The organism is Brevundimonas faecalis, assembly GCF_040549405.1.
In the GTDB taxonomy this organism is placed as follows: Bacteria; Pseudomonadota; Alphaproteobacteria; order Caulobacterales; family Caulobacteraceae; genus Brevundimonas; species Brevundimonas faecalis.
On the sequence record NZ_JBEPTF010000001.1, the window covers coordinates 496,234 to 520,981 of the forward strand.

Here is a 24,748-nt window from a genome sequence, read left to right on the forward strand (position 1 = left end):
GCGGCTAGCGAAACCCTCCGATGACGCCTTCCAGAACCAGACTCCAACCGTCGATCAGGACGAACATCAGCACCTTGATCGGCAAGGAAATACTGGTCGGCGGCACCATCATCATGCCCAGGGAGAGCAGAAGGCCGGAGACGACGAGGTCGATCAGCAGGAAGGGCAGAAGAACCACGAAGCCGATGCGGAAGGCGACGCCGAGCTCATGCAGCATGAAGGCGGTCGTCAGTTCGGCCATGCCGACCTGGTCGGCCGAGTCGGGCAGGGGCTTGCCCGCGATCTGATGCACGGTCTGCAGGTTGGCGTCCGTCACCTGCCGCAGCATGAAGGTCCGCAGGGGAGCGGACCCCTCCGCCAAGGCGGTCTCCACATCGACGCGCCCGGCCATGAAGGGCTGCAGCGCCTGTTCGTTCATGGTCTTGAGCGAAGGTCCCATGATGAAGGCCGTCAGCAGCAGGGAAAGGCTGACCAAGACCGCCGAGGGCGGCGTTTCCGGCATGCCGAAGGCGTGCCGTATCATCGACAGGACGATGACGATCCGGATGAAGGGCGTCATGCAGATGACCACGCCCGGCAGGATCGCCAGAAGGGTCAAGGCCAGGGTCGTGCGGATGACGTCGGCGGTCTGGACCGAGGCCACGGCGGCGGCGACCTCTGTCGAGGGCGCGGCCAGGGCGTGGCTGCAGGGCGCAAGGGCGATCAGGGCGCCCAGCAGGAGGGCGCGCCTCAAGACGCCTGCTCGCCGCAACGGACAAGGCTGACCTGTCCTTGGGGGGAAGTCGCGGCGATCCACGGTTCGCCGTCGATGGTGAAGAGGGCCAACTGCACATTGTTCGAAAGGCGCAGGGCGCCGGTCTCCACCAGCCGCGGCGGCGAGGCGTCCCGGGCGCGGGGCTTCCAGAGCGCGGGCAGGCCGCCGGTCGCGCCTTGGCGATGGCGAAGCGCAAACACCGCTGCGGCCGCGAGGCCGAGGCAGAGCGCCAGGGCGCCGATCAGGCGCAGCCAGGGAATATCGGCGGAGGTCCCGCCGGCCAGGGAGGCGGCGGACAGAGCCGGCGACGCCGTCAGCAGAAGAGCGGCGCCGGCAAGAAGGGAGAGCCTCATTCCGGCCGTGCGACTTCGGTCAGGCGAACGCCGAAATGGTCGTCGACGGCCACCAGTTCGCCACGGGCTATGACCTGACCGTTCAGCGTGAGTTCGACCTGTTCGTTCAGGCGCTTGTCCAGAGTCAGGACTTCGCCGTTCTTCATGCCGAGCACGTGCTCCACGGTCAAAGCGACGGAGCCGAGAGACGCCTCGACGTCCACAGAGACTCCTTTGAACAGGGCGGATTGCAGGGAGACCAGGGAGGCGTCGGCGGTCGAAGCGGCGGACGCGGCGGCGGGAGCTTTGGAGGACATTTTACGCGACAAGAGGCTGGAGTTTGAGGACGGCGGCGGGGCCTGGATCGAGCACTTCGGCGCTCAGTGCGGGAAGAAAGGCGTCATCGACATTGACGCCGAGACGCGCTGCGTCCGCCACGAGGCGGTCCAGCATGACGACATCGCCGATCTTCAGATCGGCGGCTTCTTCGAGACGCAGGGACACGGCGCCGATCACCGCCCGCAATGAAACGGGGGTCGAGGTCAGGGCGTGACGACGCGTGGTCGCAAGGGGCGGGACCGGGCGGGGCGCGGGCAGGGTCTTGAACAGCAGGCCGATCAAGGCGTCGCGACGCACGATGATCGACATGGGCTTTCGGCCATGGTCGTCCTGGATGCTGAAACGAACCACCGTCTCGTCGCGCCCTTCAGGCAGGCGCAAGCCCAGCTTGGTCGTCAGATCCTTGAGCATCGCCTCTTCGAGCGTGTCGATCGCGGCCTGGTCCTGAGCGGAAATCTCAAGCTCGTCCAAGGGGGCGTCGAGCGCGAGCGCGGCCAGAGAATGAGACGCCTCGGCGGTTTCGATCCAACCCCATCGGGCGTCGATGCGCTTGGTGCGCGGGCGCGGCGCGGCGCGTTCCTGACCGCCGCGTTCGATCTCGAACCGGCCGGCCTTGAACCATCGCTCGCTCCAGGTCGCGAGAGCTTCGTTCAGGAGGTCTGTCGTGCGCGGCGACAGGTAGGCGTCGCCTGGAACCCAAGGTTGAGCCGCAATCACCCCTGGCCTCGAATTCCGAACAACTGCTGGATCATGTCGTTGGAGACGCTGACGACCTGGGACGAGGCCTGGAAGCCGCGCTGGATCAGGATCAACTCGCCGAACTGCTGGGCCAGATCGACGTTCGAGGCTTCCAGGCGCTGCCCCACGATCTTGCCCATGCCGTCCGTGCCGCTGGCCAGGATGCGGGCCGCGGGTCCCTTGTTCTCGAACAGGCCGTTTCCGATCCGCTCCAGTTGCTGAGGGTCTCTGAAATCGGCGAGCGCCACGGCGCCGGCCGTTTCCTTGTGGCCGTTGGAATAGGCCAGCTCCACCTGACCGTCGGCGTTGACGGAGACGCGCGTCAGCGCTCCGACGCCCGAGCCGTCGGTCGAGGCGGCTCTCAGCGTCGAGGTCGTGCCTGACGAGAAGGAGGTGACGCCCTGCGAGAAGTCCAGCACCACGGACAGCGGGTCAGCCCCGGCGGGGGTGTCGGTCACGGTGATCTTGGCGCTGCTGGGATCGACGGTGCTGCCGATGAAGCGCAGCTTCGAGGTGTTCACCGTGCGGCCCGTCTGATCCGTGACGGTGACGTTCCACTCGTTCGGCGAGGTCGAGCCGACGGGTTGGAGACGCACCTTCCAGACCTGCTTCCCGCCCCGGGAGTCGTAGACCGCGATGTCGGAAACCGTCGCCTCCGTCGCCGTGGAGGACAGGTTGTCCGAGAACGAGACCTTCGTGGTGGCCTTGGGCGGCGCGGTCCGGCGTCCGTCGAGGTTCAGGACCTCGGGTTCGCGGGCTGCGTTGAGAACCGTCAGCTTCCAGGCGGTTTCCTGAAGGACGAGGTCGCCCTTGTCTCCGACGGCGAACTGGCCGGTGCGGGCGTAGACGGTCTTGTCGCCGTCCTTGAGGATCAGGAAGCCCGCGCCCTGGATGCCGAGGTCCAGGTCGCCGTTGGACTGGCGCAGGTCGCCCTGCTTGAAGTCGACGCCCGCGCCCGCGAAGGCGACGCCGCCGCCTGTCGATCGCGTGCTGCCCGAGAAGGCGGACCCCAGCCCGCCGGTGGTGAACACGTCCCGGAAGTTGACGGACGAGGCCTTGAAGCCCGGAGACGTCAGGTTCGCGACATTGTTGCTGATGGTCTGAAGCCCGCGCGAATAGGCGTTCATGCCGCTGAGGCCGATATAGACTGCGCCAAGCATCGTCTGCTCCTAGAGCCGTACGTTGGAGATGTCGGCGATGGACACGCCCGAGATGGTCTGCCCGCTGTCGGTCTTGATGGTGACGGTCGGCTGGCCGGTGGTGAAGGAGACGGACTGAACCTTGCCGCTCAAGGTCGAGCCGCTGGCGCTGATGTCGATGGTCCGGCCCAGAAGACTGGTCGCCTGACTGGCGCCCTGGGCCGCGAGCAGATCCGTGATCTGGTCGTTGAGGCTCTGGCTCTGCTGCAACTGGGAAAACTGCGCCAGCTGAGAGACGAACTGGAAGTTGTCGACAGGCTTCAGGGGGTCCTGATAGGTCAGCTGCGTGAGGATGATCCCGAGAAGGGATTGGAAATCCAGCCCGAAGGCCGCCTGTGAACCGCCGTTGGCTCCGCTGATCGGTGAAATGGCCATCTATGTCGCCCCCCGGCTTTCGACCCCGAATGGAAGGGTCGCGTAACGCTGTCTTTCCGTCCAGACCACTCTATCCAGCACAAGCCCGTGCGCGGCAAGGCGAAGTTGTGCGGCCTGTCGAAAACGTTCAATCGTAGGTTGTGAAAACGCAGGTCCCGCGACTGTCACCAGCACGCGGCCGTCCTCAGCCTCGGTCAGGCGGACGAGATGAGGCGCGGCGTCGGACGTCTTGGTCGGAAGCAGTTGACGCAGGTTCAGCGCGAGGCGCGCGGTCGTATCGGCCGAGGTCTTGCGACGGACGGCGATCCTGGTTTCGGCCCCGGGCGGTGAAGGCTCTGCCGCCCTGACGGTCTCGGCGGCCGGCGCCGACGGACCTGGACGTTCCGCCTGTCTGGGCAAGGCGGCCGTCTTGTCGACAACGACGGGACGAGTCTCCGATCCTTTCTCTGACCGGACGACAGGGCCGGAGGCAAGGTCCTGAACCGGCGTCTCTGCATCAGGCGCGGTCGTCGGTTGCGAAGGCCGCGACAGCTCGGGGGCGGTCGGCGCCTCGACGGCGCTGAAACGGCCGAACATGCCGAACTCGCCGAAACCGAAGGCCTGGCCGTCGCGGGCTGCGACGGGCGCGTCGTCGCGCCTGTCGAGAAGCGCCGTGAAACCGGAACGCGGCGAGGCTTGAGCCTGTCCGGGCGCAGGCGGCCTCCCGGTCGAGGAATCAATACGCATTGGCGGCGCCTCCTCGTCTGATCAGCAGCATCTCGGCGCTTTCGGCCATTGCTCGTTCTTCAAGGCGTCGCTCTTCCCGCCGATGCGCGCTCGTCCGCTGATCGCGGGCCAGGCCGGTGCGTCCGCGCGCTACGGTCCAGTTCTCGCGTGCGGCGTCGAGCGCCTTGCGGCCCTGATCGCATGCGTTCAGAGCCTGCTGCGCGCGGGCGGTTTCGAGGCCGATCCTTTCGTTCCAGAAGGAAAGGCTGTTCAGGTCGAGGCGGGATGAGGCGACGGCGGATCGCCAGCCCTCCAGCGCCGCCTCTTCTTCACGACGCGCCGCGTCCAGGGCGTCCTGGAGGGCGTCCGCGGTCGAACGCGCGTCCAGGGCGCGAGCCTCCGCAGCCTGTTCCTGCAATTCTCGCCAACGGACGGCCAGCCGCAGGACTTCGCAGGCGTGACGGCGGGTCATCCTCGCAATCTCGCCGCTGTCGCCAAGGCGGTCATCGTCTCTTTCAGCGACGAACGCTCATCCGTGCGTTGGGAAAGGAAGGCGGTCAGATCCGCCCGCCGCTCTATGGCCGCGTCGATGTCGGCGTTGGCTCCCGCCGTATACATGCCGGCGTCGAGCAGGGGGCGCGCCTGTTCATATTCGGCGATCAGGGACGAGGCGCGTTCGGCCGCGGCCTGATGTTCCGCCGACCGCAGACCGGAGGCGAGGCGGCTCAAGCTGCGTGGCGCGTCGATGGCGGGAAAGCGCCCCTGTTCCGCCAGCCTGCGCGACAGGACGATATGGCCGTCGAGCAGGGATCGCATGACTTCGCTGACGGGATCATCGACGTCGTCGGTTTCGCTGAGCACCGTCATGACGGCCGTGACGGCGCCGCCGTTTCTCACCGCGCCGCAGGCTTCGACCAGACGCGGCAGGGCGGCGAAGACATTGGGCGTATAGGCGCGCACGGTGGGCGGTTCTCCGGCGGCCAGTCCGATCTCGCGCAAGGCCATGGCGTAGCGCGTCGCGGAATCGACCAGCAGCAGCACGTGCAGGCCGTCGGCTCGCCAGGCGACGGCCTGGGCCATGGCCAACTCCACCGCCTGGGCGCGAAGCGCGGCGCTTTCATCCGAAGTGGCGGCGACCAGGACGCAGCGGGACCTGACGCCGGACGCCTTCGTATCCGCCCACAGGGCTTCGACTTCGCGACCTCGCTCGCCGACCAGGCAGATGACCACCCGGTCCGCCTCGACGTGGCGAGCCAGCTGGGTCAGGAGGGTCGTCTTGCCGACGCCGGGCGCGGCGAAAAGGCCGATGCGCTGTCCGCGTCCCAGGGTCAGCAGGCCGTCGATGGCGCGGACGCCGGTCTCGACGATTTCAGAGGGCGTGTGCCGATCCAGCGGCGAAGGCGACGAGGACGCGCACGCACGGCGCTCGACGATGATCGGCGGCCCCCCGTCGATCGGCCGCCCTAGGCCGTCCACCGCCCGGCCGGCCAGGGCGTCGCCGACCGTGTGATTGACGGCCTCGCGCTCCAGAACCACGCGCGCGCCCAGCCGCACGCCGAGCATGGCGTCGAGCGGCGCCAGCACCACCCGATCCCGCCTGACCGAAGACACGACCGCCGCCGCCGGGCGACGGCCCTCCTGTTCGACCATGCACAGGGCGCCGACGGGGGCGTCGGGCCCATCGGCCTCCAGAAAGGTCGATCCCGCGCGCGTGACGCGACCCTGGCGGATCGCCGGAGAAAAGGCGCGGACGGCGTCGATGGCGGCGGCCAGACTCATTCCGCGCCGTCCAGAGCGTGCGCGACCGCCTGTCGAATGCGCGCCACCTGATCGGGAATGTCCAGGTGCAGTTCGCCGAGGTCGGGGCGAATGCGGCATGCGCCGCGCGGCAGGCCGGCGTCGGCGAGAATCTCGACATCGTGAAGACGCGCCAGATCCTTCAACGCCTCAGCGTCGGGAAAGTCCGCGCCCGATACGGTGATGCGGACGCCTGAACCGGTGTCGAGCAGGGCCAAGTTGTGGCGAATGGAGTTCCACACCAGCCCGGACTGCAAGTCGGCGTCGCCGGTGATGCGTTCCAGCGCGGCGAAGGCGAGATCGGCCGCCAGGGGCTCCAGCGCCTGCAAGGCGGCCTGGAAACGACGACCGGCGTCTTCGGCGGCCGAGGCTAGAAGGGCGAGACCCTCGGCTTCGCGCGTCGCCGCTTCGGCCAGGCCCTGTTCTCGGCCCTGTTCCAGGCCTTGGGCGTGCGCCTTTCGTTCGGCCTCGACCAGGCGTTGCGGTGCGTCGGCGACGTCGGCCTTCAAGGCCTGGAGTTCAGCCAGGGCGTCGGTCAGGGCGTGGTTCAGCCGGCCGATTTCCGCGTCGGCCGCGTCCATGGGCGACAGGTCGCGTTCGCTCGGCGCGGCGGCGGTCGTGAAGGGCGTGACGCGGCCCAGGCCCTTGACGGCGGTTCCGAGCACGCGGCTCATCGAAGGAAGCCGTCCCTGAGCGGCGCGACGCGTCGTCGGCTTTCAACGGGCGCGGGCGTGAAGGCGGACAGGGTCTCGCGAACCGCGTCCGTGATCGGATAGGCGGAGCCGGGCGCCAGGCGTTGCGCCAGCCAGTCCGACAGCGGTGCGGCAGGGGGCGGCGAAGCCGACGGGGCGGAGGCGGCGCCGGACCATTCCTCCAGCAGTCCCTTCACGATCCGGGCGTCGTGAGGCGGCATGAGGTCGAGGACGCCCTCGAGGTCCTCCGGCGAAAGCCTGCTCAGGTCGGCGACAGCGCCACGCAGGCGGCGCTTGCCCAGATCAAAGACCATGGTCGGCTCCTTCGACCAGCCGGCTGAGACGGCGCGCCCAGGCCGCCCGTTGATCCGCGCCCAGTCGACGCGGCGCCCACAGGCGGCGGAGCAGGATCAGCAGGGCGACGCCCAGCACAGGAACCGCCAGCCAACGCCAGTCGAACCGCGCGGAGGATGAGGCGGCCTTCGTCGGGCGCGCCTCGACCGGAGCGGCCGGCGCCGCCTTCTCGGCGATCGGAGCGGCGAGCGCGGGCGAGAGCGGGAACAGCAGGGCGTCCGTCTCACGGAGCACGCCCGCCTGCAGCAACTGCTCGCGAACCGCCGTACGCGAGGCGGCGTCGGCCTGGTCCGGCGTCATGACGGAGACGCGGATGTCGAAGGCGCGGCTGGTCCTGGTCCATGCGGTCAGGGCCTGATCCCGGCTGTCGGAGCCGGCTGCGCCGGGACCCCATTGATGCAGGGGAATGACCACCTCGACCCGCGCGTCGGGCCATTGCGCGGCCAGGGCCGAACGGACGGCGGCGACATAGTACTGCTCGATCGCGCGCGCCTGCTGCAGTTCCGGGCTGACGGCTTCCGGCGTCGTCGCGACGGCGGGGTTCAGCACGTGGCCGGACTGATCCAGGACCACGACATCGGCCACGTCCATGTCCGTGACCGAGGCGGCGACGAGGCGCTGGATTCCCGCGACCGCTCCCTCGTCCAGGGAGACGCCCCGGACGGTCACGATGGTGACCGAGGCGCGCGGGGGCTTGCGGTCGTTACGGAATACGGAGGGCTCGGGCAGGGTCAGGTGGACGCGGGCGCTGTCGACGCCTTCGACCGTCATGATGGTCCGCGCCAGTTCGCCCTGAAGCGCGCGTTGATAATTGATGCGCTGGGCGAACTCGGTCAGGCCCATGTCCGACTTGTTGAACAGTTCAAACCCGACGGCGCCTTTCAGCGGCATGTCGGATCCGGCGATGTCGAGGCGGGCGGCGTCGGCGAGCGCCTTGGGCGTCAGGATGGTGCTCCCCCCGTCGGCCAGTCGATAGGGGGTCTTGGTCTCGTCCAGACGCGCGACGATCATGGCGGCGTCCGCCGGGCGCAGATCGCGGAACAGAACCTCGTAGCGGGGACGCGTGGAATACCAGGCGGCCGCGAGCAGGCCGGTCAGCACGGCCAGGGCGGCCAGACCGACAAGCGCCTGAGCCACGGGCGGAAGGGCGCGAAGACGTTGAAGCGGGGTCATTGGAAATCAACTCTTACAAGCAGGCGCGGGTCAGACCTGCATCCGCATCAGTTCCTGGTAGCCTTCGATCAGCCGATTGCGGACCTGGGCGACCAGTTCCAGCGACAGCCGGGCTTCTTCGAGCGCCAGCGTGACCTGGTGCACGGGGATGTCTTCACCCAGGGCGAAGGCGCGGGTCTGGGCCTCGGCGTGGATGACCTTGGCGTTCGCCGCCTCCACGCCGTCGAGCAGCATTCGGGTGAAGCCGCCGGTGGCGGCGGGCGCGCGAACCGGGGTCTGGACAGCTTCCAGGCCGGCGGGGTTCAGAGCCGCGGAAGGCTGGACCGACGCAATGGGCGCGTAGGGAGCGAAGGCGTTCATCGGCGACCGATCTCCAGCGCGCGGGCGTACATCTGGCGCGCGGCGGCCAGGGCGGTCAGGTTGGCCTCATAGGCGCGGCTGGTCTTGACCAGCAGGGCCATTTCCCCGGCGTGATCCAGGCCGGGATATTCGACATAGCCTTGAGCGTCCGCATGGGGATGACCGGGCTCGTAGACGCGGCGCGGCGGAGCGTCCACGGGCTCGACGCCGTAAACCCGGACGCCGCCCGGCGTCGGGTTCTCGCCGAGATGGGCGGCGAAGCCCTGGCTGGGGCCCGACACGAGACGCTGGGGGCGATAGGCCTGACCGTCGGCCGTGCGCGTCGTGCCGAGATTGGCGAGGTTCTGGGCGATGACTTCAAGCCGCCGCCATTCGACGTCCAGGCCGGTGCGGCTGATCTGGATGGGGTCCATGGTCAGCGGCCTCCGGACACGGCCAGGGCGCTCAACTGCGCATGGCGATTGAGCAGTTCGACCAGGGCGCTGTAGCGGCCGGCCGTCGAAGCGGAGGTCGCCAGTTCCAGGTCAAGCCTCAGGCTCGCATCATGCGGCCAGTCGCTTTCGGCGGCGAAGCGGATCGGCGTCGCCTTGACGGCCTCGGGGCCGCCGGTCGCCGCTTGGGCCAGGGCGGCTTCGAAACTGACCCGCATCGGCCGATACGAAGGCGTGTTGGCGTTGGCGACGTTATTGGCGGTCGCCGCCGCGCGCGCTGAGAGGCCGTCCAGGCTTTTGGCCAGAATGGCGGTGGTCAGAGGGTCCACGTCGATGCGCTCCTATTGAACCACGATTTCGGCGTGCAGGGCGCCGGCGGCCTGCACGGCCTGCAGGATGGAAATCTTGCCGCGCGCATCGACGCCGAGGCGCGACAGGCCTTCCATGAGGTCACCCACGGTGGAGCTGGGGAAGACCATGGTGGCGTCCTTGCCTTCGGTCACGTCGATGCGGGTGTTGGCGACGATCAGACTGGACACGCCGTCGTTCAGACCGCCGAAGACCACGGGTTGCGACGCCTCGTTCCTCTGGCTGACGGAGACGCGGATGTCGCCCTGGGAGATGGCGACGCCTGAAATGCGCACGCCGGCCCCGGCCACCACCGTGCCGGCTCGCTCGTTGACCACGATGCGGGCCGCTTCCTCCGGCGTGATGCGCGTGTTCTCGATCAGGGCCAGAAGCCGGAAGCGGTCCGGCACGGCGGAGGCGTCGATTTGCACGCGATTGGCGTCGGTGACCCAGGCGCGAGCCGAGGTGGCGGCGTTGACGGCGTCCGCGACCTTGACCGCATTGCCGACGTCGGGGCGACGCAGCAGGAAGACCATGTCGGAGGAGCCCGCCTGCGGATTGGCGAGGCCGCGCTCTACGGTGGCGCCGCCCGTGATGACGCCTGCGGATGGGAAGTTGCGCTGTTCCGAATTCTGTTGGCTGGAGAATTGATGGCCGCCCACCACCAGGGCGCCCTGGGCCAGGGCGTAAGGGGTCTGATCCGCCGCCAACAAGGGCGTCATCAGCAGCACGCCGCCCGCCAGGCTGCGCGCGTCTCCGACCGAGGTGACGGTGACGTCGATGCGGTCGCCGGCGCCGGTCGCTGTGGGCAGGACGGCGGTGACCATGACCGCCGCGACGTTGCGGCTGCGGATATCGGCCGGATCGATATTGGCGCCCAGGCGACCGACGGCGTTGCTGATCGCCTGCTGGGTGACGGGATTGCGCGGGGAATCGCCCGTGCCGGTCAGGCCGGTGACCAGGCCGTAGCCGATCAGGGCGTTGTCCCGCCAGCCGTCGAAGCGACCCAGATCGCCGATGCGCACGGTCTGGGCCGCGGCGCCGGACGCGGCCGAAAAGGCCAGGCAGGCCGCGGCTAGGGTCGCTGAAATGATCCTGCGACGGCTCATGACAGACCCAGCCAGGCGAGCGCGCGATTGAGGAAGCCGGGGGAGGCGCTGCGCGACAGGGCGCCGTGGCCCGCGTAGGCGATCTCCACGTCGGCCAGACGCGAAGACAGGACCGTGTTGTTGGCCGACACGTCGGCCCGACGCACCCGACCCTGCAGCCGGATACGGTTGCGTTCCCCGTCGATGGCGATCGTCTGTTCTCCGACCACGACCATGTCGCCGTTATTCAGAACCTCATGCACGGTCACGGTGATCTGTCCCATCAGACGCCCTGAACGGCTGGCCTCGCCCCGGCCGTCGTAGCGGCCTTCGAGACGCAGGGCGCCGGATTCGTCGAAGTCGCCGCCGCTTGCGCTTCCGCCCAGGCGGGTGTCCTTCTGGCTGCCGCTGCGCGCGGACTGTGAAGCGCTGGACGCCTCCATGATCAGGACCGTCAGGGCGTCGCCGACGCGAGCGGCGGAGCGATCTCCCGCCAGGCCCGCGAAGCCCGGATCCATGACCTGGGCCGTCGCCGGCGAGGCCGCGAGGAAGGCGGCCAGCGGCAGAAAGCATAGGGCGGCGCGACGGATCATTGCGCGTCTCCTGGAACCATGACGCGAAGGACCTCGCCCTCGGCGGTGCGGACGAAGAGGGGCCGGCCGGCGTATCCGTTCTGGAGCGCCGTGGTCTCGCGCTGGACGACGACAGGGCCGACCGTCAGGCTGACGACGACGGGGCTTAGGCGGGGCACGACGGGGGCTGTTTTCGACCGTACGGCCTCGACGTCGCCGCGAGCGGTCGTCGAGGGCGCCTTGTCCGAAGTCTCCGCCCGGGCGGCGAGGCGCAGCAGGACCGATTTCGATGGAGCGGCGGCGGGCAGATAGGGGGTGAGCGCCGGGAGCAGGGCGCGAGCGCGGGCCGCGACGCTCGCGGACGTCGTCTCCACGGAGCGTCGGCCGTCGACGGGGCGCCAGATCACCAGGGCGGCGGCGGGAGCCCTCATCTCGGACGGCAGGGACGACAGGTCCGCCATGTCGCCGAAACGCACGGCTTCAGCATCGCCGTCAGCGGTGGAATGAAATACGAGGGACGCCGCGGGCGAAGAGGTCGCGAGGCTCAACGCCAGCAATACTGAAACCGTCATCGCCTATCGCTTCAACCCGTTGGCGATGGCCATCAGCTGGTCGCCGGCCTGCAGGACCTGGGCGTTGGCGGCGTAGGCGCGCTGGAGCATCAGCAGGGCGACCATCTCGCTGGAGAGTTCGACGTTGGAGGCTTCGACGGCGCCCTGCGCCAGATGTCCGGCGCCGTCCTCGCCCGGGACCATGGTCTTCAGGGCGCGAGGGTCGAGGGCTTCATAGAGGCCGTCTCCGATCGGTTTCAGACCGCGATCGGCCTGAACCAGAACCAGGTCGATCCGTCCGAGTTCGACCGGCGCCGTGCTGTCCGGCAAGACGGCCGTCACCACCCCTGTGCTGGAGATCTTCAGCTCCTTGGCGCCTTCGGGAATCGTGATCAGGGCGCGCAGGGGCAGGCCCGCCTGGTTGGTCAGCAGGCCGTCGGCGTCGACCGACAGGCGGCCGCCGCGCCACAGCAGAAAGCGGCCGTCGGGTCCGAGCACCTCGATCAGACCGTCGCCGTCGACGGCCAGATCAAGCGGTGCTCCGGTGCGACGGATTTCACCGCCGGTGAAATCTCGTCCCGCGTCCTCGGCCGCGACGCCGGCGCCGACCAGACGCTCGGCGGTGGTTTGCTTCAACGGATCGACGCCGGCCGTCGTCACCAGTTCGCCGAAACGAATCTGGGCCCGCTTGAAGCCCGGCGTATTGAGGTTGGCGATGTTGTTGGCCGCTATCTCCAGGGCGCGTTCCTGGGAGCGGAGGCCGGTGGCCCCGATTTGGAAGACGCCGTTCATGCGGGGCTCTGGCTGAAGGTGGTGATGACGCGCCCCATGAGGTCGTCATAGGTGTTGATCAGTCTCTGGCCGGATTCCGCGCGGCGCACGGCTTCCATCAGCGCCATCATTTCCTGGCCGAGGACGACGTTGGAGGTCTCCAGCCATCCCTGGCGGAACAGGCGGTCGGTCGCGGAGGTCATGTCGTCGCCGGTGAAGCGCAGGCCGCCGTCGGGACCCGCAGCCGCCACGGCCTCGCCCGGATCGAACAGGGCGATGCGGGCGATCGTCTCTCCTTCGACCAGGACGGCCCCGTCGGCGGCGATTTCGAAGTCGCGCGTCCCGGGGCGAATGTCGCCGCCGCCTTCCGCGACCAGCGTGCGTCCTCCGATGCCGGTCAGGCGACCTTCGGAATCCATCTCCAACTGGCCGTTGCGAGAATAGACCACGCCGTCGGCGCCCTCGAAGGCCATGTAACCGGAGGTTGCGAGCGCGAGGTTCAGAGCGGCGCCGGTCTCTTCAAGCTTGCCAAGGGTCAGGTCGAGGCGACTCGCGCTCGAGGTCGTTCCCGCGAGCATGGCGCTGAAGCTTGAACGCGCCCTGTACCCAGGCGTGGCCGCGTTGGCGATGTTATGCGCTACGTCCTCAGCGCGGCTGGTCGCACGCGAAAGAACCAAGGACGCTGACTGTACAAAATCCCCCATAGGTTGAAGCTAACAGTCACGCTTTTACCCCGCAAGCACGAAGAACGTCGTTCTAAACGCCTTCGACCTGAACGACGCCGAAAGAGGTCAGATCGACCGTCTGCGGGGCCTCCGCGACGGAGACGATCGACAGCTTGGGCAGGGCGCGACGGGTGAAGGCGCGCACGTGTCGGCGCAACTCCGCGCCGCAAAGCAGGACAGGCGTCAGATTCTGGACGGTCATTTCATCCGACAACTGCGCCAGGCGTCGCAGCGCCTGTTCGGCCAGCCTCGGGTCCAGCACGACAGGGCCGGCGCCGTCGGAGCGGCGGACGCTGTCCAGGAACTGGCTTTCAAGGCGAGGCGACAGGCTGAGAACGGCCAGGCTGTCATGCGCGCCTCGCAGGCTGCTGAAGATGCTGAAGCCGATTCTCTGGCGCACCTTCTCGATCAGCTCCGAATGGTCCTTCGTGTGACGGCCCACGTCGACGAGGGCGTCCGCGATCACATCGACCTGACTGATGGAGACGCCCTCGGCCAGCAGGCCCTGAAGAACGCGCTGGATGTCCGAAACCGTCATGACGGCGGGAACGAGCTCCTCGATCAGGCCGGGCTGGCGGGTCCGAACGCCCTCGAGCATGGCGACCACGTCGGCGCGGGTCAGCAGTTGCGGCTGGGCTGCGTTCACGATCTCGCCCAGGTGGGTCATGAGGACCGTGACGGGATCGACCAGGGCGTATCCGGCGGCGCGGGCGTCGTCGCGTTGCGTCTCGTCGATCCATACGCCCGGCAGGCCATAGGCTGGATCCCTGCCCTCGACGCCGGGGATGTCGATCTTGGTTTCCGCGCTTCTGATCGCGAAGGTCAGGTTGGGATGGATGCGGCCGCGTCCATGGCGTGCGCCCTGGATGACGACGTCGTACTCCTGATCTCCGATGCCGACCCCGTCGCGGAAGCTGATCGCGGGGAAGGCGAAGCCCGTGCGTTTTTCCTGATCCTCGCGCAGGGCTTGGATGCGGTCGCCCAGCAGCGGCTTGAGGTCCTGCCAGGCCTCGGACAGTTCGCGGCCCAGGACGATCTCGACGGCGGCGCCGGCCGAGCCGGTGCGGCGCTCGCCCTCGGCGGCGTGGGTGTCGATCTCGCTTTCGGACAGCTTTTGCGACGGCTTGCGGCGCGTCAGCACCCAGCCGCCGACGCCGACCGCCAGCAGGACGAGCGCCGGCCATTTCGGCATGCCGGGCATGGCCAGCAGCAGGACCAGAGCCCCCATCACAAGCAGGGCGATGCGCGGAACGGACGTCAACTGGGCCACGATTTCCGTGCTCAGGTGACGATCGGAGGAGGATCGGGTCACGATGATGCCCGTCGCCACCGAGACGACCAGGGCCGGAATCTGGGTGACGATGCCGTCGCCGATCGTCAGCAGGCTGAAGGTCTGGAGCGCCGCGTACCAATCCATCCCCATCTGGGCCACGCCGATGATCCAGCCGGCGATGATGTTGATCAGCAGGATGACCACGCCGGCGATGGCGTCGCCCTTCACGAACTTGCTGGCGCCGTCCATCGAACCGTAGAAGGAGGCCTCGCGCTCCAGGGCCTTGCGGCGCTGGCGGGCTTCGTTCTGGTCGATCAGGCCCATGTTGAGATCGGCGTCGATGCTCATCTGCTGGCCCGGCACGGCGTCCAGAACGAAGCGGGCGGCGACTTCGGACACGCGTTGCGCCCCGGACGTCACGACGATGTACTGCACCACCACCAGGATGAAGAAGACCACCAGTCCGACCACGAAGCTGCCCTGGACCGCGAAGTCGCCGACCGCTCCTATGACCTCGCCGGCATGGGCGTCGGTCAGGATCAGGCGCGTGGCGGCCACATTGAGCGACAGCCGGAACAGGGTGGCCACCAGCAGCAGGGACGGGAAGGTCGAAAAGGCCACGGGCTTTTCGACATAGAGGGTCAGCAGCAGGATCGTCAGCGCGAAGGCGAAGTTGGTGATGATCAGCAGGTCCAGCAGGGCCGGCGGGATCGGGGCGAACAGGACCACCAGGATCGACACGACGGCGCCGACCAGGATCAGGTCCTGATTGCGGGCGAACGGAGACTTAGTCATGGAGGCTTCCGGACCTGCGGTTTCGGTCAAGTGAGAGATAGAGGTCCGCCACTTCGCGGAAGGCGTCTTCCGGAATGGGGCGGCCTAGGGCGCCGCCTCGATAGAGACGGCGCGCCAGGGCGGGGGCGTGGATGACGGGCACGCTGCGGGCGAAGGCCATGCGCCGCAAGCGAAGGGCCAGGGCGTGGCTGCCGCGCGAGACCACGACCGGGGCGTCGCCGACGGCCGGATCGTAGCGCAGGGCCACGGCGAAGTGGACGGGGTTGACGATCACCATGTCCGCCCCCGGCAGGTTTTTCAGGCTCTGGCTCGTCTGCACGAACTGTCCATGCAGTTGCTTGCGCTTCTGGCGCAGCCGGGGGTCGCCCTCGCGGTCGCGATGTTCGCGCTTGATGTCGCGGCGGCTCATGCGCATCCGCTTCAGATAGTCTCGGCGCGCCAGACCCTGGTCCAGGGCGACGATCAACAGGGCCGCGCCGCAGGCGGCGGCCAGAAGACGGGACAGGGACGCCTGAACCGCGACGCCCAGGGACTGGGCGGACGTCAGGGCCGGCGCGGCCTCCACCGCCGCGCGCACGGCCAGTCCGGCGACGACGATATAGAGTGCCGCCTTGAAGACGGTCTTGGCGGTTTCGATCAGCATGCGCACGGAGAAGACGCGCTTCAGCCCCTTGGCGGGGTTGAGGCGATTGAAGTCGAACCTCAGGGGCTTCATCGAAAAGACGGGGCCGGTCTGCAGGAACTCCAGCACCAGAACCAGGGCGAACACCGCGCCCACGGCGGCGATCAGCACCGGCAGCAGGGGGCGAACCATCAGGGCGGCGATTTCGGCGTAGGTCTGTCCGCCTGTGGCGTCGACGGATACGGCGGCCAGAATCCGTCGCGCGCCGTCGCCCGTCACGGCGGTCAGCCGATCGCTTGCGAACCAGGTGAAGCCCACGGCGGCCGTCAGCGCGGCGAAGAAGCCCAGGTCCATGCCGCGCGCGACATTGCCCTCCTTGCGGGCGCGATCCAGCTTGAAGGCCGTGGGCTTTTCCGACTTGTCCTGCTCGGCGCCTTCGCTCATGCGAAAAGCTCGGGAATGACGGACAGCGCCATGGCGTTAAGGCGCAGGAGCAGGCTGGCCGACACGCCCAGGGTCAGGGGCAGGACGACCAGCAGCAACATGGTCTTCGCCTGAAAGCCCAGGACCAGGGCGTTCATCTGGGGCGCCGTGCGTGAAAGAAGGGCGATGCCGACGTCGGCGAGAAAGAGGGCGAGGATCGCGCCGCCCGCCACCCCCATGGCGGTCATGAAGGCCACGGCCGTGAAGGCGCCGATGCGCGCCGGAGAGGGGACGGTGAAAACGGATCCCGGAGGGACTAGGTCGAAGGTGACGGCGAACACCTTCAGAAGGTCGAAATGCCCGTCGGTCGCGAAGAAGGCGGCGCCGGCCAGCAGGGCGAACAGGGTCCCCACGAGCGGCGTGCGCGCCTGCGAGCTGGGATCCACTAGGGTGGCCAGGGCCATGCCCGACTGGACGTCCACCGTGCGTCCGGCGAAGTAGATGGCGGCGAAGGTCAGCTGGAAAGCCAGAACGATCAGCCCGCCCGCGGCCAGCTCCGTCATGCCGGCGGCCAGCAATCCGCCGGCGGAGAGCGGCGACGCGGCCTGAACCACGCCGGACGACGCCAGGGCGGCGCCCAGACCCAGGGCGATCAGGGCGCGCGCGACGCCGGGGGCGCGCACCAGGGTGAACGGCGGCGCGAAGGCCAGGACCGGCGCGATTCTCAAGGCGACGAGAAGGCTCGTCTGAAGCCAGCCGACGAGAGGGTCCATGCTTATTGAATGGTCGGGATGGTGCGTATGGCCTCAATCGCGAACTGGACCATGCGTTGAATCATCCAGGGGCCGACCAGGATCAGCATCAGGGCCGCGGCCAGCAGTTTTGGAATATAGCTGAGCGTCATTTCCTGCAGTTGGGTCGCGACCTGCAGGACGCTGATCACCAGGCCGACTATCATGACCACCGCCACGGCGGGGGCCGCAATGATGACCACGGACCACAACATCTGGTCCATCAATCCGAGCGCCTGATCCATGCTCTAAGCTGTACGCCTTACCCCAAACCCGGAGGCAAGAAGGCCGGATCGATCGCAAAAGGCAAGGGCGGCGTCGCATTTTCAGCGAACTTCGATCTCAGACGATCGGGAAGAAGCCGCCGTATCGACGTCCGCGCCGAGGCAATTGCTTTTCGCGCATCTGAGCCTCATCACCCAGCCGGCTCGGGACGCAGGAATTCAAGCCCTGAAGCATGGATGGCCGGCGGTACGGGTGAAATGGATTTTGCGGCTTAAGTGTCTGATTTTAAACGGATCGTGGCGGACAGAGAGGGATTCGAACCCTCGGTACGCTTTCACGTACACACGCTTTCCAAGCGTGCGCGATCGACCACTCCGCCACCTGTCCGTTTCCACGACGTCGCCGTGCAACCGCCGGACGGTCGATCCAGCGGAGCGAGGCTGATAGAACAGCCTGACCCCCTCGGCAAGCGCCCTGTGAGGCCCCATATGGGGTGAAGTCGATTTTGCCCCCGAATTTGCGAGATTTTTCTGATGTTGCTCCAGAAAGCGTCTGAACTGCCGACCGTCGAGACGGCCCTGCCGGGGCGGGATGCGCCGCTGGCGACCGACCAGAATCACTTTGTCCTGGGCCATGCCCTGAAGGGCCCCCATCCGGAGGGGTTCGAGACGGCGGTCTTCGGCATGGGCTGCTTCTGGGGCGTGGAGCGGGTGTTCTGGAAACTGCCGGGGGTGTGGGTCACGTCGGCCGGCTATGCGGGCGGGATCACGCCCAATCCGACCTATGAAGAGGTCTGCTCGGGCCGGACCGGCCATACCGAGGTGGTCCAGGTCGTCTTCGATCCGAAACAGATCGCCTACGGCGACCTGCTGAAGGCCTTCTGGGAAAACCACGATCCGACCCAGGGCATGCGCCAGGGCAACGACCGGGGCACGCAGTACCGCTCGGCGATCTATACGACGAACGCGGCCCAGCAGGCGGAGGCGGAAGCGTCGCGCGACGCCTATCAGGCGGCGCTGACGGCGGCGGGGCAGGGCGCGATCACGACCGAGATCGAACCGGCCGGTCCCTATTACTTCGCAGAGGACTATCACCAGGGCTATCTGGCCAAGAACCCGGCCGGCTACTGCGGCATCGGCGGGACCGGCGTGGTCTGCCCGATCGGCCTGGGCGTCGATCTGGGCGTGGAGGCCTGACCATGGATCGCGCGGGGGTGGGACGGGTCTGCCTGGCTTTGCCGGGGGCGGTGCTGGAGCACCCCTTCGGCGACGACCACGACGCCTACAAGGTCGGGGGCAAGATGTTCGTCATGGTCGGGGCCATGGGCGGGGTCTCGTTCAAGGTCTCGGACATCGCCTATGAGGTGCTGACCGAGAGCGGCCGCGCCCGGCCGGCGCCCTATCTGGCGCGGGCCAAGTGGGTGAACCTGCCGGACATCGGCGACTGGCCGGACGCGGACCTGGCCGACCATATCCGCTCGGCCCACGCGATCATCGTCGGCAAGCTGACGAAGAAGGCGCGGGCCGAACTGGGGCTGTAGTTTCCTCCCTGTCGCTTGGCGATGGGCAGGCGGTGCGACACGGCGGCAAGAGTGCGCCGACCCGGGTCGGTCGGGGCGGCGATGTCAAAGAACGCGCGCGGCCTGGCCGGGATCTGAATCGGGGCGAACAAAGGCGTCTCTCGAGCAAGAGCGCGTTTAGATTCAGTGGTTTGAGGGTTGCTGATGCGATGGCTGGCGACGGATCGCATCAGCGCTCACGCCATCATCGTCGGCAAGCAAACCGCTGGGGTCGTAGAACCTGATCGCTGATGATCTGCTTGGTGTTATGGAGGTGGATCTGCTGAACGTCCGCTATGGGTGGTTAGCGGAAATACGCGTTCTGGAAACGGCAGGCCGCCTAGTCGCAGGCCGAATGGGGGGCGTTACCGGGAGCGGTCCCGCAAATGTATCCCGCCATTTTGGCCGGATCGATTTCATAGCCGTGGAAGCCCCGGACCAAGTCCTCCTTGTTCGGAAGCGAGCCTGTCTGGGCGACCGGCACGCTCAGTGTCTCAGGCCAGCGCTCAACGGCCCGTGACATCAGTCGTTCACGGAAGCGCCGCGCCAGCGCAGGGTCTTCACCTTGGGTGAAGGATATCCACGCATGGCCTAGGTGAGACATGTCGGAGACATAAGCCTCGGTTTGGCGGAGATCACCGCCGCGATAGACCGTTGCCTGGATTGACCTGCGAAGTTCGGGTGACATCTCCGCCCAGCGCTCCATTTCCTTTGCCGTCTCGACATTGAGGTTGAGGCCCTCGGCTCTCGCCTCAGCGGTGAGGATGGTCAGGAAGTTGGCCCGGTCGACCGCAGAGGTCAGCGGCACCTCGAATGCAGCCACTGTCCTGAGGCTTTCAGACTGGGGGATAGGCTGGCAGGCTCGTATGCATCCGGCAGGCAATGAGATGGCAAGCAGCACCGCAGCAGTCGCGCCTATCGGGAAGTGCGACGAACCCGCTCGCCGTGAGAGCGGTCCCCATCGGCGCGCTAAAATCCAGACAAGCCAGACCACGAGCGTGCCGCCGAGCGTCGCCATGGCAGCGAAGCCGAGCACCGCTGGGATGATAAAGATGATCTCACTGCCCATTAGCGAATACCGCCTCGACCTAAGCGCTCCAGTCTAGTCCGTGGTGTCTGAGGTGGGCCAGAAATCTAGCACCGCTACAACTCGGCACGAGCAGGCTCGCTTGATGACCGCAACGGGTCGTTTGCGGCGGTCCAACTTTCGGAGGCGGCCTACCTGGCCTTCTGCTCGGCGATCCAGCGGTCCATGCGGGCGTCCAGCAGGCCGAGGGGCAGGGGGCCGTCGACCAGGAGGGCGTCGTGGAAGGCGCGCACGTCGAACCGATCGCCCAGTTCGCGCTCGGCCTTCTGGCGGATCTGGCGCAGGCGGATCTCGCCGATCTTGTAGGCCGTGGCCTGGCCGGGCCAGCCGATGTAGCGCTGCAGCTCGGTCTCGATGTTGTGCGGGGCCAGGGCCGAGTTGTCGCGGAAGCAGGCGCGGGCCTGCTCCTCGGTCCAGCCCAGCCAGTGCAGGCCCGTGTCCGCGACCAGGCGGCAGGCGCGCCACATCTCATAGCTGAGACGGCCGAAGCGTTCGTAGGGCGTGCGATAGATGCCCATCTCCTCGCCCAGGAACTCGGAATAGAGGCCCCAGCCCTCGATGAAGGCCGTCACGTCGGCGCCGCGCCTGTAATAGGGCTGGTCCGCCGCCTCCTGCTGCAGGGCGATCTGCAGGTGGTGGCCCGGTACGGCCTCGTGCACGGTCAGGGCGGGCAGTTCGTACAGGGGGCGCTGGTCCAGTCGGCCGGTGTTGACGATATAGCCCCCGGCCACGCCGTTCTTCATCGATCCGGGGTTGTAGCGGCCGGTGGTGTAGGTCGCCTCGATCTCCAGCGGGACCGGACGCACGCCGTAGGGCAGGCGGGGCAGGGTTCCGAACAGGGCGGGCAGGCGGTCGTCGGCGCGCTTGGCGATTTCCGAGGCCTTCTCCAGCAACTGTTCGCGGCTGGTCGCATAGAATTGCGGATCGGTGCGCAGGAAGTTCAGGAAGCCGGCGAAGTCGCCGGTCCAGCCGGCGGCGCGCATCTCCTCCTGCATGCGGGCGCGGATGCGGGCGACCTCCTGGCGGCCGACCTCGTGGACCTGGTCGGGGGTCATGTCCGTGGTCGTGTCGCTGCGCACCATGAAGGCGTACAGATCCTTGCCGCCGGGGCGGTGGACCAGGCCGGGCTCGACCGGCGCCTTGGGCAGGTAGTCGTCCTGGAGCATGGCGCGCCAGGCCTGACGGCGGGCGGTCACGGGCCCCTGGATCAAGTCCAGGGCGCGGCGGCGAAGGGCCTCCTGATCCGCCGCCGGGATATTGGACGGCAGGGTCTTGAACGGCTGCATCAGCACGTCGTCGGCGGGGGCGGCCTCCAGGTCGCGCACGGCCTGGCCCAGGGCGCTTTCGACGACCGATCGGGCCTGGATCATGCCGGTGGACAGGCCACGCCGGGCGTTGGCGACGGCGCCGTCGTAATAGGCGGGCGTCGCCTCCAGCCGGGCCAGCCAGGCGTCGGCGTCGGCGCGCCCGGCGATGCGGGTCGATCCGGCCAGATAGGACAGGAGCTGGCCGGGGCCGCCCTCGGAATCAAAGGCCAGTCGCGAGGTGTCGAGAGAGAGGCGCTCGATCTCGCGACGGATCAGATAGCGGGCGAAGTCATGGTTCAGCCGCTGCTCGGCGTTCAGGGCGGCGGCGTCCACGGCGTCCAGCCGTGTCAGCAGGGCGGTCAGGGGCGCGCGCCGCGCCAGTTCGCCTTCACGGCTGTTGTCGGGCAGGCGGGACAGGGCGTCGCGGTCGCCGTCCATGCCGGAACTGATCGGATCGACACGGCGCAGATAGGCCTCGTAGTCGGTCAGAATCTGCGCCAGGACCTCGGCCGCCGCCGGGGTCGACGTCTGGGTCTGACGCGCGGGCGCGGCGCCCTCCGTCGCCTCCCGGGCCAGGGCAGGCGTCGCCGCCGTGAAGGCCGCCAAGGCGACGCCGATCAGAAAAAGCTTGTCCATACTGTCCTCCCTCAAGCGGGTCGAACAGACAGGCCCGGGTCGCGCCGGTCAAGCTTTCCGGAGCATGTCAGCCCTGACTACAGAGGGCGAAGAAGCGGTCGATCTGCTTTTCGGAGCCGGGCTGGGCGACGAAGGGGGTGCGGTAGTCCGCGCCGTAGGGCGCCAGCCAGCCCAGGCGGCGGAAGCGCAGGAAGACGGGATCGGTGGCGCGCGCCTGGGCCGTCAGGTCCAGTCCCTCGTGCAGGGCCGAGGGCTCGGCCTGGGCCGGATAGGTCTCGGTGTCGCCGCCGGACTCCAGCGAGACGGCCTTGGGATGGCCCTGGGCGACGGTGAGCAGAATCTGCAGGGCGCCCGAACCGGGACGGCAGGACAGGTCCATGGGGGCGTCGTCGGTCTCCGCCACGCCGTAGGTCAGGCTGGCCTCGTCCGCGTCGGCGTTCAGGTGCCAGTCGTAGCCGGGCGTGGGCATGGGCGCGCCGCTGGAGGCGCCGGACAGGTTGGCGGCGGTCGGGGCGCAGGCCGTCAGGGCCGAGACCGCCAGCAATGCGGCGATCGGCATAAGACGGCGCGGGGCGGCGTGGGGCCGGAAGACGGACATGGGGCTCCTCAGCCTGTGCATTGTTCGGCGAAACGGCGCAGCTTGGGCAGATTCGGGCGGTCGATCTCCACCGTCGTCGACTGTTCCCCGGCGGCGACGGTCAGGACGCCCCCGGCCATGAAGGCGACGAAGACCGGCTGGTCCGTGCGCAGGCTGGTCTGCAGCCGGTCGCGCCGGGTCTGGACCTGGGCGTCGGCGCGGGCCGATCCGGCGGTGACCACGGCGAAGCCCTCGGCCGGGGCGGCGCCGTACAGCGTCACACGCACGATGCTGGACCCCGGCGCGCACTCCAGGGTGGCGCGCAGGCGCGGCGTGTCGGGGATCTCATTGGCCAGGACCAGGGGGCCGTCGTTCCCCGGATAGAGGGTCCAGGTCCAGGCCTCGGCCGCCTGCGTCGGCGGGGCCAGATGAAGCGCCAGGGCCAGGGCCGGCGCGATCAAGGCGGTCATGATTCATGCCCCCGCTGTCTCAGTTCCACCGTCGAACTGTGGTGAGGCCCGGCCGCATGCGCAATAGCCGAACCCGTTCCGCGTTCGCCGAACGAAACGCGGAAGCGGGAACCTGGGTTCACATGTCCGTCAGAAGGGGCTGAAGCGCTCGACCAGGGACTGGGCCGCGGGCGTGGCCTGCATCCGGCTGATGTCGCCGCGACCGCCGTAGCTGATGCGCGCCTCGGCGATCTGGGTGTGGCGGATGGTGTTGGCGCTGGAGATGTCCTCGGGGCGGACGATGCCGGCCACCGTCAGCTCGCGCACCTCGCGGTTGGTGCGCACTTCCTGCCGACCCTGGATGACCATGTTGCCGTTGGGCATGACCGCCGTGACCACGGCGGCGACGGTCAGGTTGACCCGCTCCGCCCGGTTGACGCTGCCCGAGCCCGAGGCGCTGACGTCGCCCTGGGTGCCGATCATGTTGGCCGGGTCGAAACCGCCGGGCAGGGCGCGGCCCAGGCTGTTCTCCAGGCCGAAGAAGTTGGTCACCCCGCCCGAGGCGCTGTTGGTGCGGTTGCGATTGGTCGAGTTCTGGGTCTGGGCGCGGTCGTTGATGTCGATGTTGACCGTCAGGATGTCGCCGACGCGGCGCGCGCGCTGGTCGCCGAAGAAGCTGCGGGCACCCGCGCGCCACAGGCTGTTGGAGCTGGCGGCGGCGGCCGAGGGGGCGGGCAGATAGGCCTGCTCGACCGGGACCAGGGCGGCGGGATAGCCGATCGGGGCCAGTTCCGGCCCCTTCACGGCCTCGATGGCGGTGGAGCAGGCGCCCAGTCCCAGGGCGGAGGCGGAGAGGGCGGCGGCGAGGATCAGGGCTTTACGCATGACGGGATCTTTCTGCTGCGCGCTCAACGGGCGGCGAACTGTTGCGGGTTGCGGCGGGCGGCCTGGGCGGCGGGGCCGGCGACGGCCCGGCCGGGCGCCACGGCCACGGCGTCGATGGTGCGGCCCGACTGCATGTTCAGCACCGGGACGGGATCGCCGGCCGAGGCGTCGCGCGTGGCCTTGCCGGTGACGGTCAGCTCGACCCCGCCGACCATATAGGCCACCTCGACCATGTCGTTGCGGGCGATGACCTGGGGCGCGGCCAGGTCGCGAACGGCGACGGCGGAACCGGCGCGCAGCGCGCGGCGGGCGGACAGGCCGATCACCTGCTCGGCGTCGCGCGGGGCGCCGCTGGGCGCCTGGTGCGCCTGGACCGTGGACCAGACGACGTCCTCGGGCTGGACCGTCTCCCCGGCGGACAGGCTGCGGGCGTAGGTCAGGACCTCGACCATGGCGCCGGCGCGGGCCGAGATGTCGGCCGACGCGGGCCGGGCGGAGTTCTCGGCCGAGAGGGCGCCGCCCACGGGCGCCGCGCCCTGGCGCACCACGATGCGGCGCAGGCCCTGCGGGTTGCTCCATTCCAGGCCGGCGCCGCGCGCCACGGCCTGGACCTGGGCCGCCTCGAAGACGACCGTGGCCCCGGCGCGACGTCCGACCAGCACCTCGGCGGCGGCGCCCGCCCCGTCGAACAGGTCGCCCAGGGTGACGCGGCCGTCGTCGTCGACGGGATGGGGGATCAGGTCGACCGGCCCGGCCAGGGCGGGCTGGGCGGCCATGAGAAGGACGGCGGCGAGGATCAGGGCGCGTTTCATGGCT

At 68.6% G+C, this 24,748-nt stretch carries 32 protein-coding genes and 1 tRNA gene; 2 read left to right on the plus strand and 31 right to left on the minus strand.

Annotated elements, in window-relative coordinates; all coding sequences use genetic code 11:
• Positions 1–4: 4 nt before the first annotated feature.
• The 25 genes from fliP to ABIE19_RS02410 form a co-directional block, all read right to left on the minus strand.
• Positions 5–733, minus strand: coding sequence for a flagellar type III secretion system pore protein FliP (gene fliP, locus ABIE19_RS02290; protein ID WP_354087497.1), 729 nt, complete (start codon positions 731–733; stop codon positions 5–7).
• Positions 730–1,107, minus strand: coding sequence for a hypothetical protein (locus ABIE19_RS02295; RefSeq protein ID WP_354087498.1), 378 nt, complete (start codon positions 1,105–1,107; stop codon positions 730–732). Before ABIE19_RS02295 ends, fliP begins: the two co-directional genes overlap by 4 nt.
• Positions 1,104–1,403, minus strand: a complete 300-nt coding sequence (locus tag ABIE19_RS02300; RefSeq protein ID WP_354087499.1) for a FliM/FliN family flagellar motor switch protein — start codon at positions 1,401–1,403, stop codon at positions 1,104–1,106. The genes ABIE19_RS02295 and ABIE19_RS02300 overlap by 4 nt, the downstream gene beginning before the upstream one ends.
• Position 1,404: 1 nt before the next feature.
• A complete protein-coding gene (locus tag ABIE19_RS02305) occupies positions 1,405–2,142 on the minus strand; it encodes a FliM/FliN family flagellar motor switch protein (RefSeq protein ID WP_354087500.1) in 738 nt (245 codons plus the stop codon).
• Entirely contained in the window at positions 2,139–3,323 is a 1,185-nt protein-coding gene (locus ABIE19_RS02310) for a flagellar hook-basal body complex protein (RefSeq protein WP_354087501.1), read from the minus strand. Before ABIE19_RS02310 ends, ABIE19_RS02305 begins: the two co-directional genes overlap by 4 nt.
• Positions 3,324–3,332: 9 nt before the next feature.
• On the minus strand, positions 3,333–3,737 hold the full coding sequence (locus ABIE19_RS02315; RefSeq protein WP_354087502.1) for a flagellar hook capping FlgD N-terminal domain-containing protein: 405 nt from the start codon (positions 3,735–3,737) through the stop codon (positions 3,333–3,335).
• Positions 3,738–4,313: a hypothetical protein gene (locus ABIE19_RS02320; protein ID WP_354087503.1), complete on the minus strand. Its 576-nt coding sequence runs from the start codon at positions 4,311–4,313 to the stop codon at positions 3,738–3,740. It abuts the gene before it with no gap.
• Between the two features lie 139 nt (positions 4,314–4,452).
• The gene (locus ABIE19_RS02325) at positions 4,453–4,914 is read right to left on the minus strand and encodes a hypothetical protein (RefSeq protein ID WP_354087504.1); all 462 of its coding nucleotides are present in this window, start codon (positions 4,912–4,914) and stop codon (positions 4,453–4,455) included.
• Positions 4,911–6,221: a FliI/YscN family ATPase gene (locus tag ABIE19_RS02330; protein WP_354087505.1), complete on the minus strand. Its 1,311-nt coding sequence runs from the start codon at positions 6,219–6,221 to the stop codon at positions 4,911–4,913. Before ABIE19_RS02330 ends, ABIE19_RS02325 begins: the two co-directional genes overlap by 4 nt.
• Positions 6,218–6,913 carry a FliH/SctL family protein gene (locus ABIE19_RS02335; RefSeq protein ID WP_354087506.1) on the minus strand — a complete coding sequence of 232 codons (696 nt, stop codon included), beginning with the start codon at positions 6,911–6,913 and terminating at the stop codon, positions 6,218–6,220. Before ABIE19_RS02335 ends, ABIE19_RS02330 begins: the two co-directional genes overlap by 4 nt.
• Entirely contained in the window at positions 6,910–7,245 is a 336-nt protein-coding gene (locus ABIE19_RS02340; RefSeq protein ID WP_354087507.1) for a hypothetical protein, read from the minus strand. Before ABIE19_RS02340 ends, ABIE19_RS02335 begins: the two co-directional genes overlap by 4 nt.
• Positions 7,235–8,458, minus strand: coding sequence for a flagellar basal-body MS-ring/collar protein FliF (fliF, locus tag ABIE19_RS02345; RefSeq protein ID WP_354087508.1), 1,224 nt, complete (start codon positions 8,456–8,458; stop codon positions 7,235–7,237). Before fliF ends, ABIE19_RS02340 begins: the two co-directional genes overlap by 11 nt.
• Before the next feature lie 30 nt (positions 8,459–8,488).
• Positions 8,489–8,818 carry a flagellar hook-basal body complex protein FliE gene (fliE, locus tag ABIE19_RS02350; protein ID WP_354087509.1) on the minus strand — a complete coding sequence of 110 codons (330 nt, stop codon included), beginning with the start codon at positions 8,816–8,818 and terminating at the stop codon, positions 8,489–8,491.
• Positions 8,815–9,231 carry a flagellar basal body rod protein FlgC gene (flgC, locus tag ABIE19_RS02355; protein ID WP_354087510.1) on the minus strand — a complete coding sequence of 139 codons (417 nt, stop codon included), beginning with the start codon at positions 9,229–9,231 and terminating at the stop codon, positions 8,815–8,817. The genes fliE and flgC overlap by 4 nt, the downstream gene beginning before the upstream one ends.
• Positions 9,232–9,233: 2 nt before the next feature.
• Positions 9,234–9,578, minus strand: coding sequence for a hypothetical protein (locus ABIE19_RS02360; protein WP_354087511.1), 345 nt, complete (start codon positions 9,576–9,578; stop codon positions 9,234–9,236).
• A gap of 12 nt (positions 9,579–9,590) precedes the next feature.
• A complete protein-coding gene (flgI, locus tag ABIE19_RS02365; protein WP_354087512.1) occupies positions 9,591–10,706 on the minus strand; it encodes a flagellar basal body P-ring protein FlgI in 1,116 nt (371 codons plus the stop codon).
• A complete protein-coding gene (locus tag ABIE19_RS02370) occupies positions 10,703–11,278 on the minus strand; it encodes a flagellar basal body L-ring protein FlgH (RefSeq protein WP_354087513.1) in 576 nt (191 codons plus the stop codon). Before ABIE19_RS02370 ends, flgI begins: the two co-directional genes overlap by 4 nt.
• Entirely contained in the window at positions 11,275–11,829 is a 555-nt protein-coding gene (locus ABIE19_RS02375) for a hypothetical protein (RefSeq protein ID WP_354087514.1), read from the minus strand. Before ABIE19_RS02375 ends, ABIE19_RS02370 begins: the two co-directional genes overlap by 4 nt.
• A gap of 3 nt (positions 11,830–11,832) precedes the next feature.
• Positions 11,833–12,600, minus strand: a complete 768-nt coding sequence (locus tag ABIE19_RS02380) for a flagellar hook-basal body protein (RefSeq protein WP_354087515.1) — start codon at positions 12,598–12,600, stop codon at positions 11,833–11,835.
• Positions 12,597–13,157, minus strand: a complete 561-nt coding sequence (locus ABIE19_RS02385; protein ID WP_354087516.1) for a flagellar basal body rod C-terminal domain-containing protein — start codon at positions 13,155–13,157, stop codon at positions 12,597–12,599. Before ABIE19_RS02385 ends, ABIE19_RS02380 begins: the two co-directional genes overlap by 4 nt.
• 178 nt (positions 13,158–13,335) lie before the next feature.
• Complete coding sequence (locus tag ABIE19_RS02390; RefSeq protein ID WP_354087517.1) at positions 13,336–15,372, minus strand: flagellar biosynthesis protein FlhA; 2,037 nt, start codon at positions 15,370–15,372, stop codon at positions 13,336–13,338.
• A complete protein-coding gene (locus tag ABIE19_RS02395) occupies positions 15,365–16,438 on the minus strand; it encodes an EscU/YscU/HrcU family type III secretion system export apparatus switch protein (RefSeq protein ID WP_354087518.1) in 1,074 nt (357 codons plus the stop codon). Before ABIE19_RS02395 ends, ABIE19_RS02390 begins: the two co-directional genes overlap by 8 nt.
• Positions 16,435–17,190 carry a flagellar biosynthetic protein FliR gene (locus tag ABIE19_RS02400; protein ID WP_354087519.1) on the minus strand — a complete coding sequence of 252 codons (756 nt, stop codon included), beginning with the start codon at positions 17,188–17,190 and terminating at the stop codon, positions 16,435–16,437. Before ABIE19_RS02400 ends, ABIE19_RS02395 begins: the two co-directional genes overlap by 4 nt.
• Before the next feature lie 2 nt (positions 17,191–17,192).
• Entirely contained in the window at positions 17,193–17,432 is a 240-nt protein-coding gene (locus ABIE19_RS02405) for a flagellar biosynthetic protein FliQ (RefSeq protein WP_354087520.1), read from the minus strand.
• Positions 17,433–17,730: 298 nt separating this feature from the next.
• Positions 17,731–17,820, minus strand: a tRNA-Ser gene (locus ABIE19_RS02410).
• A gap of 146 nt (positions 17,821–17,966) precedes the next feature.
• Here ABIE19_RS02410 and msrA point away from each other — a divergent pair.
• The gene (gene msrA, locus ABIE19_RS02415) at positions 17,967–18,629 is read left to right on the plus strand and encodes a peptide-methionine (S)-S-oxide reductase MsrA (RefSeq protein ID WP_435521123.1); all 663 of its coding nucleotides are present in this window, start codon (positions 17,967–17,969) and stop codon (positions 18,627–18,629) included.
• A 2-nt stretch (positions 18,630–18,631) separates the two neighbouring features.
• The gene (locus ABIE19_RS02420; protein ID WP_354087521.1) at positions 18,632–18,973 is read left to right on the plus strand and encodes an MmcQ/YjbR family DNA-binding protein; all 342 of its coding nucleotides are present in this window, start codon (positions 18,632–18,634) and stop codon (positions 18,971–18,973) included.
• A 358-nt stretch (positions 18,974–19,331) separates the two neighbouring features.
• Here ABIE19_RS02420 and ABIE19_RS02425 read toward each other — a convergent pair whose 3' ends face one another.
• The 6 genes from ABIE19_RS02425 to flgA form a co-directional block, all read right to left on the minus strand.
• On the minus strand, positions 19,332–20,060 hold the full coding sequence (locus tag ABIE19_RS02425; RefSeq protein WP_354087522.1) for a hypothetical protein: 729 nt from the start codon (positions 20,058–20,060) through the stop codon (positions 19,332–19,334).
• Positions 20,061–20,209: 149 nt separating this feature from the next.
• The gene (locus ABIE19_RS02430; RefSeq protein WP_354087523.1) at positions 20,210–22,021 is read right to left on the minus strand and encodes a DUF885 domain-containing protein; all 1,812 of its coding nucleotides are present in this window, start codon (positions 22,019–22,021) and stop codon (positions 20,210–20,212) included.
• 67 nt (positions 22,022–22,088) lie between these two features.
• A complete protein-coding gene (locus tag ABIE19_RS02435; protein ID WP_354087525.1) occupies positions 22,089–22,619 on the minus strand; it encodes a hypothetical protein in 531 nt (176 codons plus the stop codon).
• An 8-nt stretch (positions 22,620–22,627) separates the two neighbouring features.
• A complete protein-coding gene (locus ABIE19_RS02440) occupies positions 22,628–23,068 on the minus strand; it encodes a PDDEXK family nuclease (RefSeq protein ID WP_354087526.1) in 441 nt (146 codons plus the stop codon).
• A 129-nt stretch (positions 23,069–23,197) separates the two neighbouring features.
• Complete coding sequence (gene flgH / locus ABIE19_RS02445) at positions 23,198–23,932, minus strand: flagellar basal body L-ring protein FlgH (protein WP_354087527.1); 735 nt, start codon at positions 23,930–23,932, stop codon at positions 23,198–23,200.
• A gap of 23 nt (positions 23,933–23,955) precedes the next feature.
• Positions 23,956–24,744, minus strand: a complete 789-nt coding sequence (gene flgA, locus ABIE19_RS02450) for a flagellar basal body P-ring formation chaperone FlgA (RefSeq protein WP_354087528.1) — start codon at positions 24,742–24,744, stop codon at positions 23,956–23,958.
• Positions 24,745–24,748 lie beyond the last annotated feature (4 nt).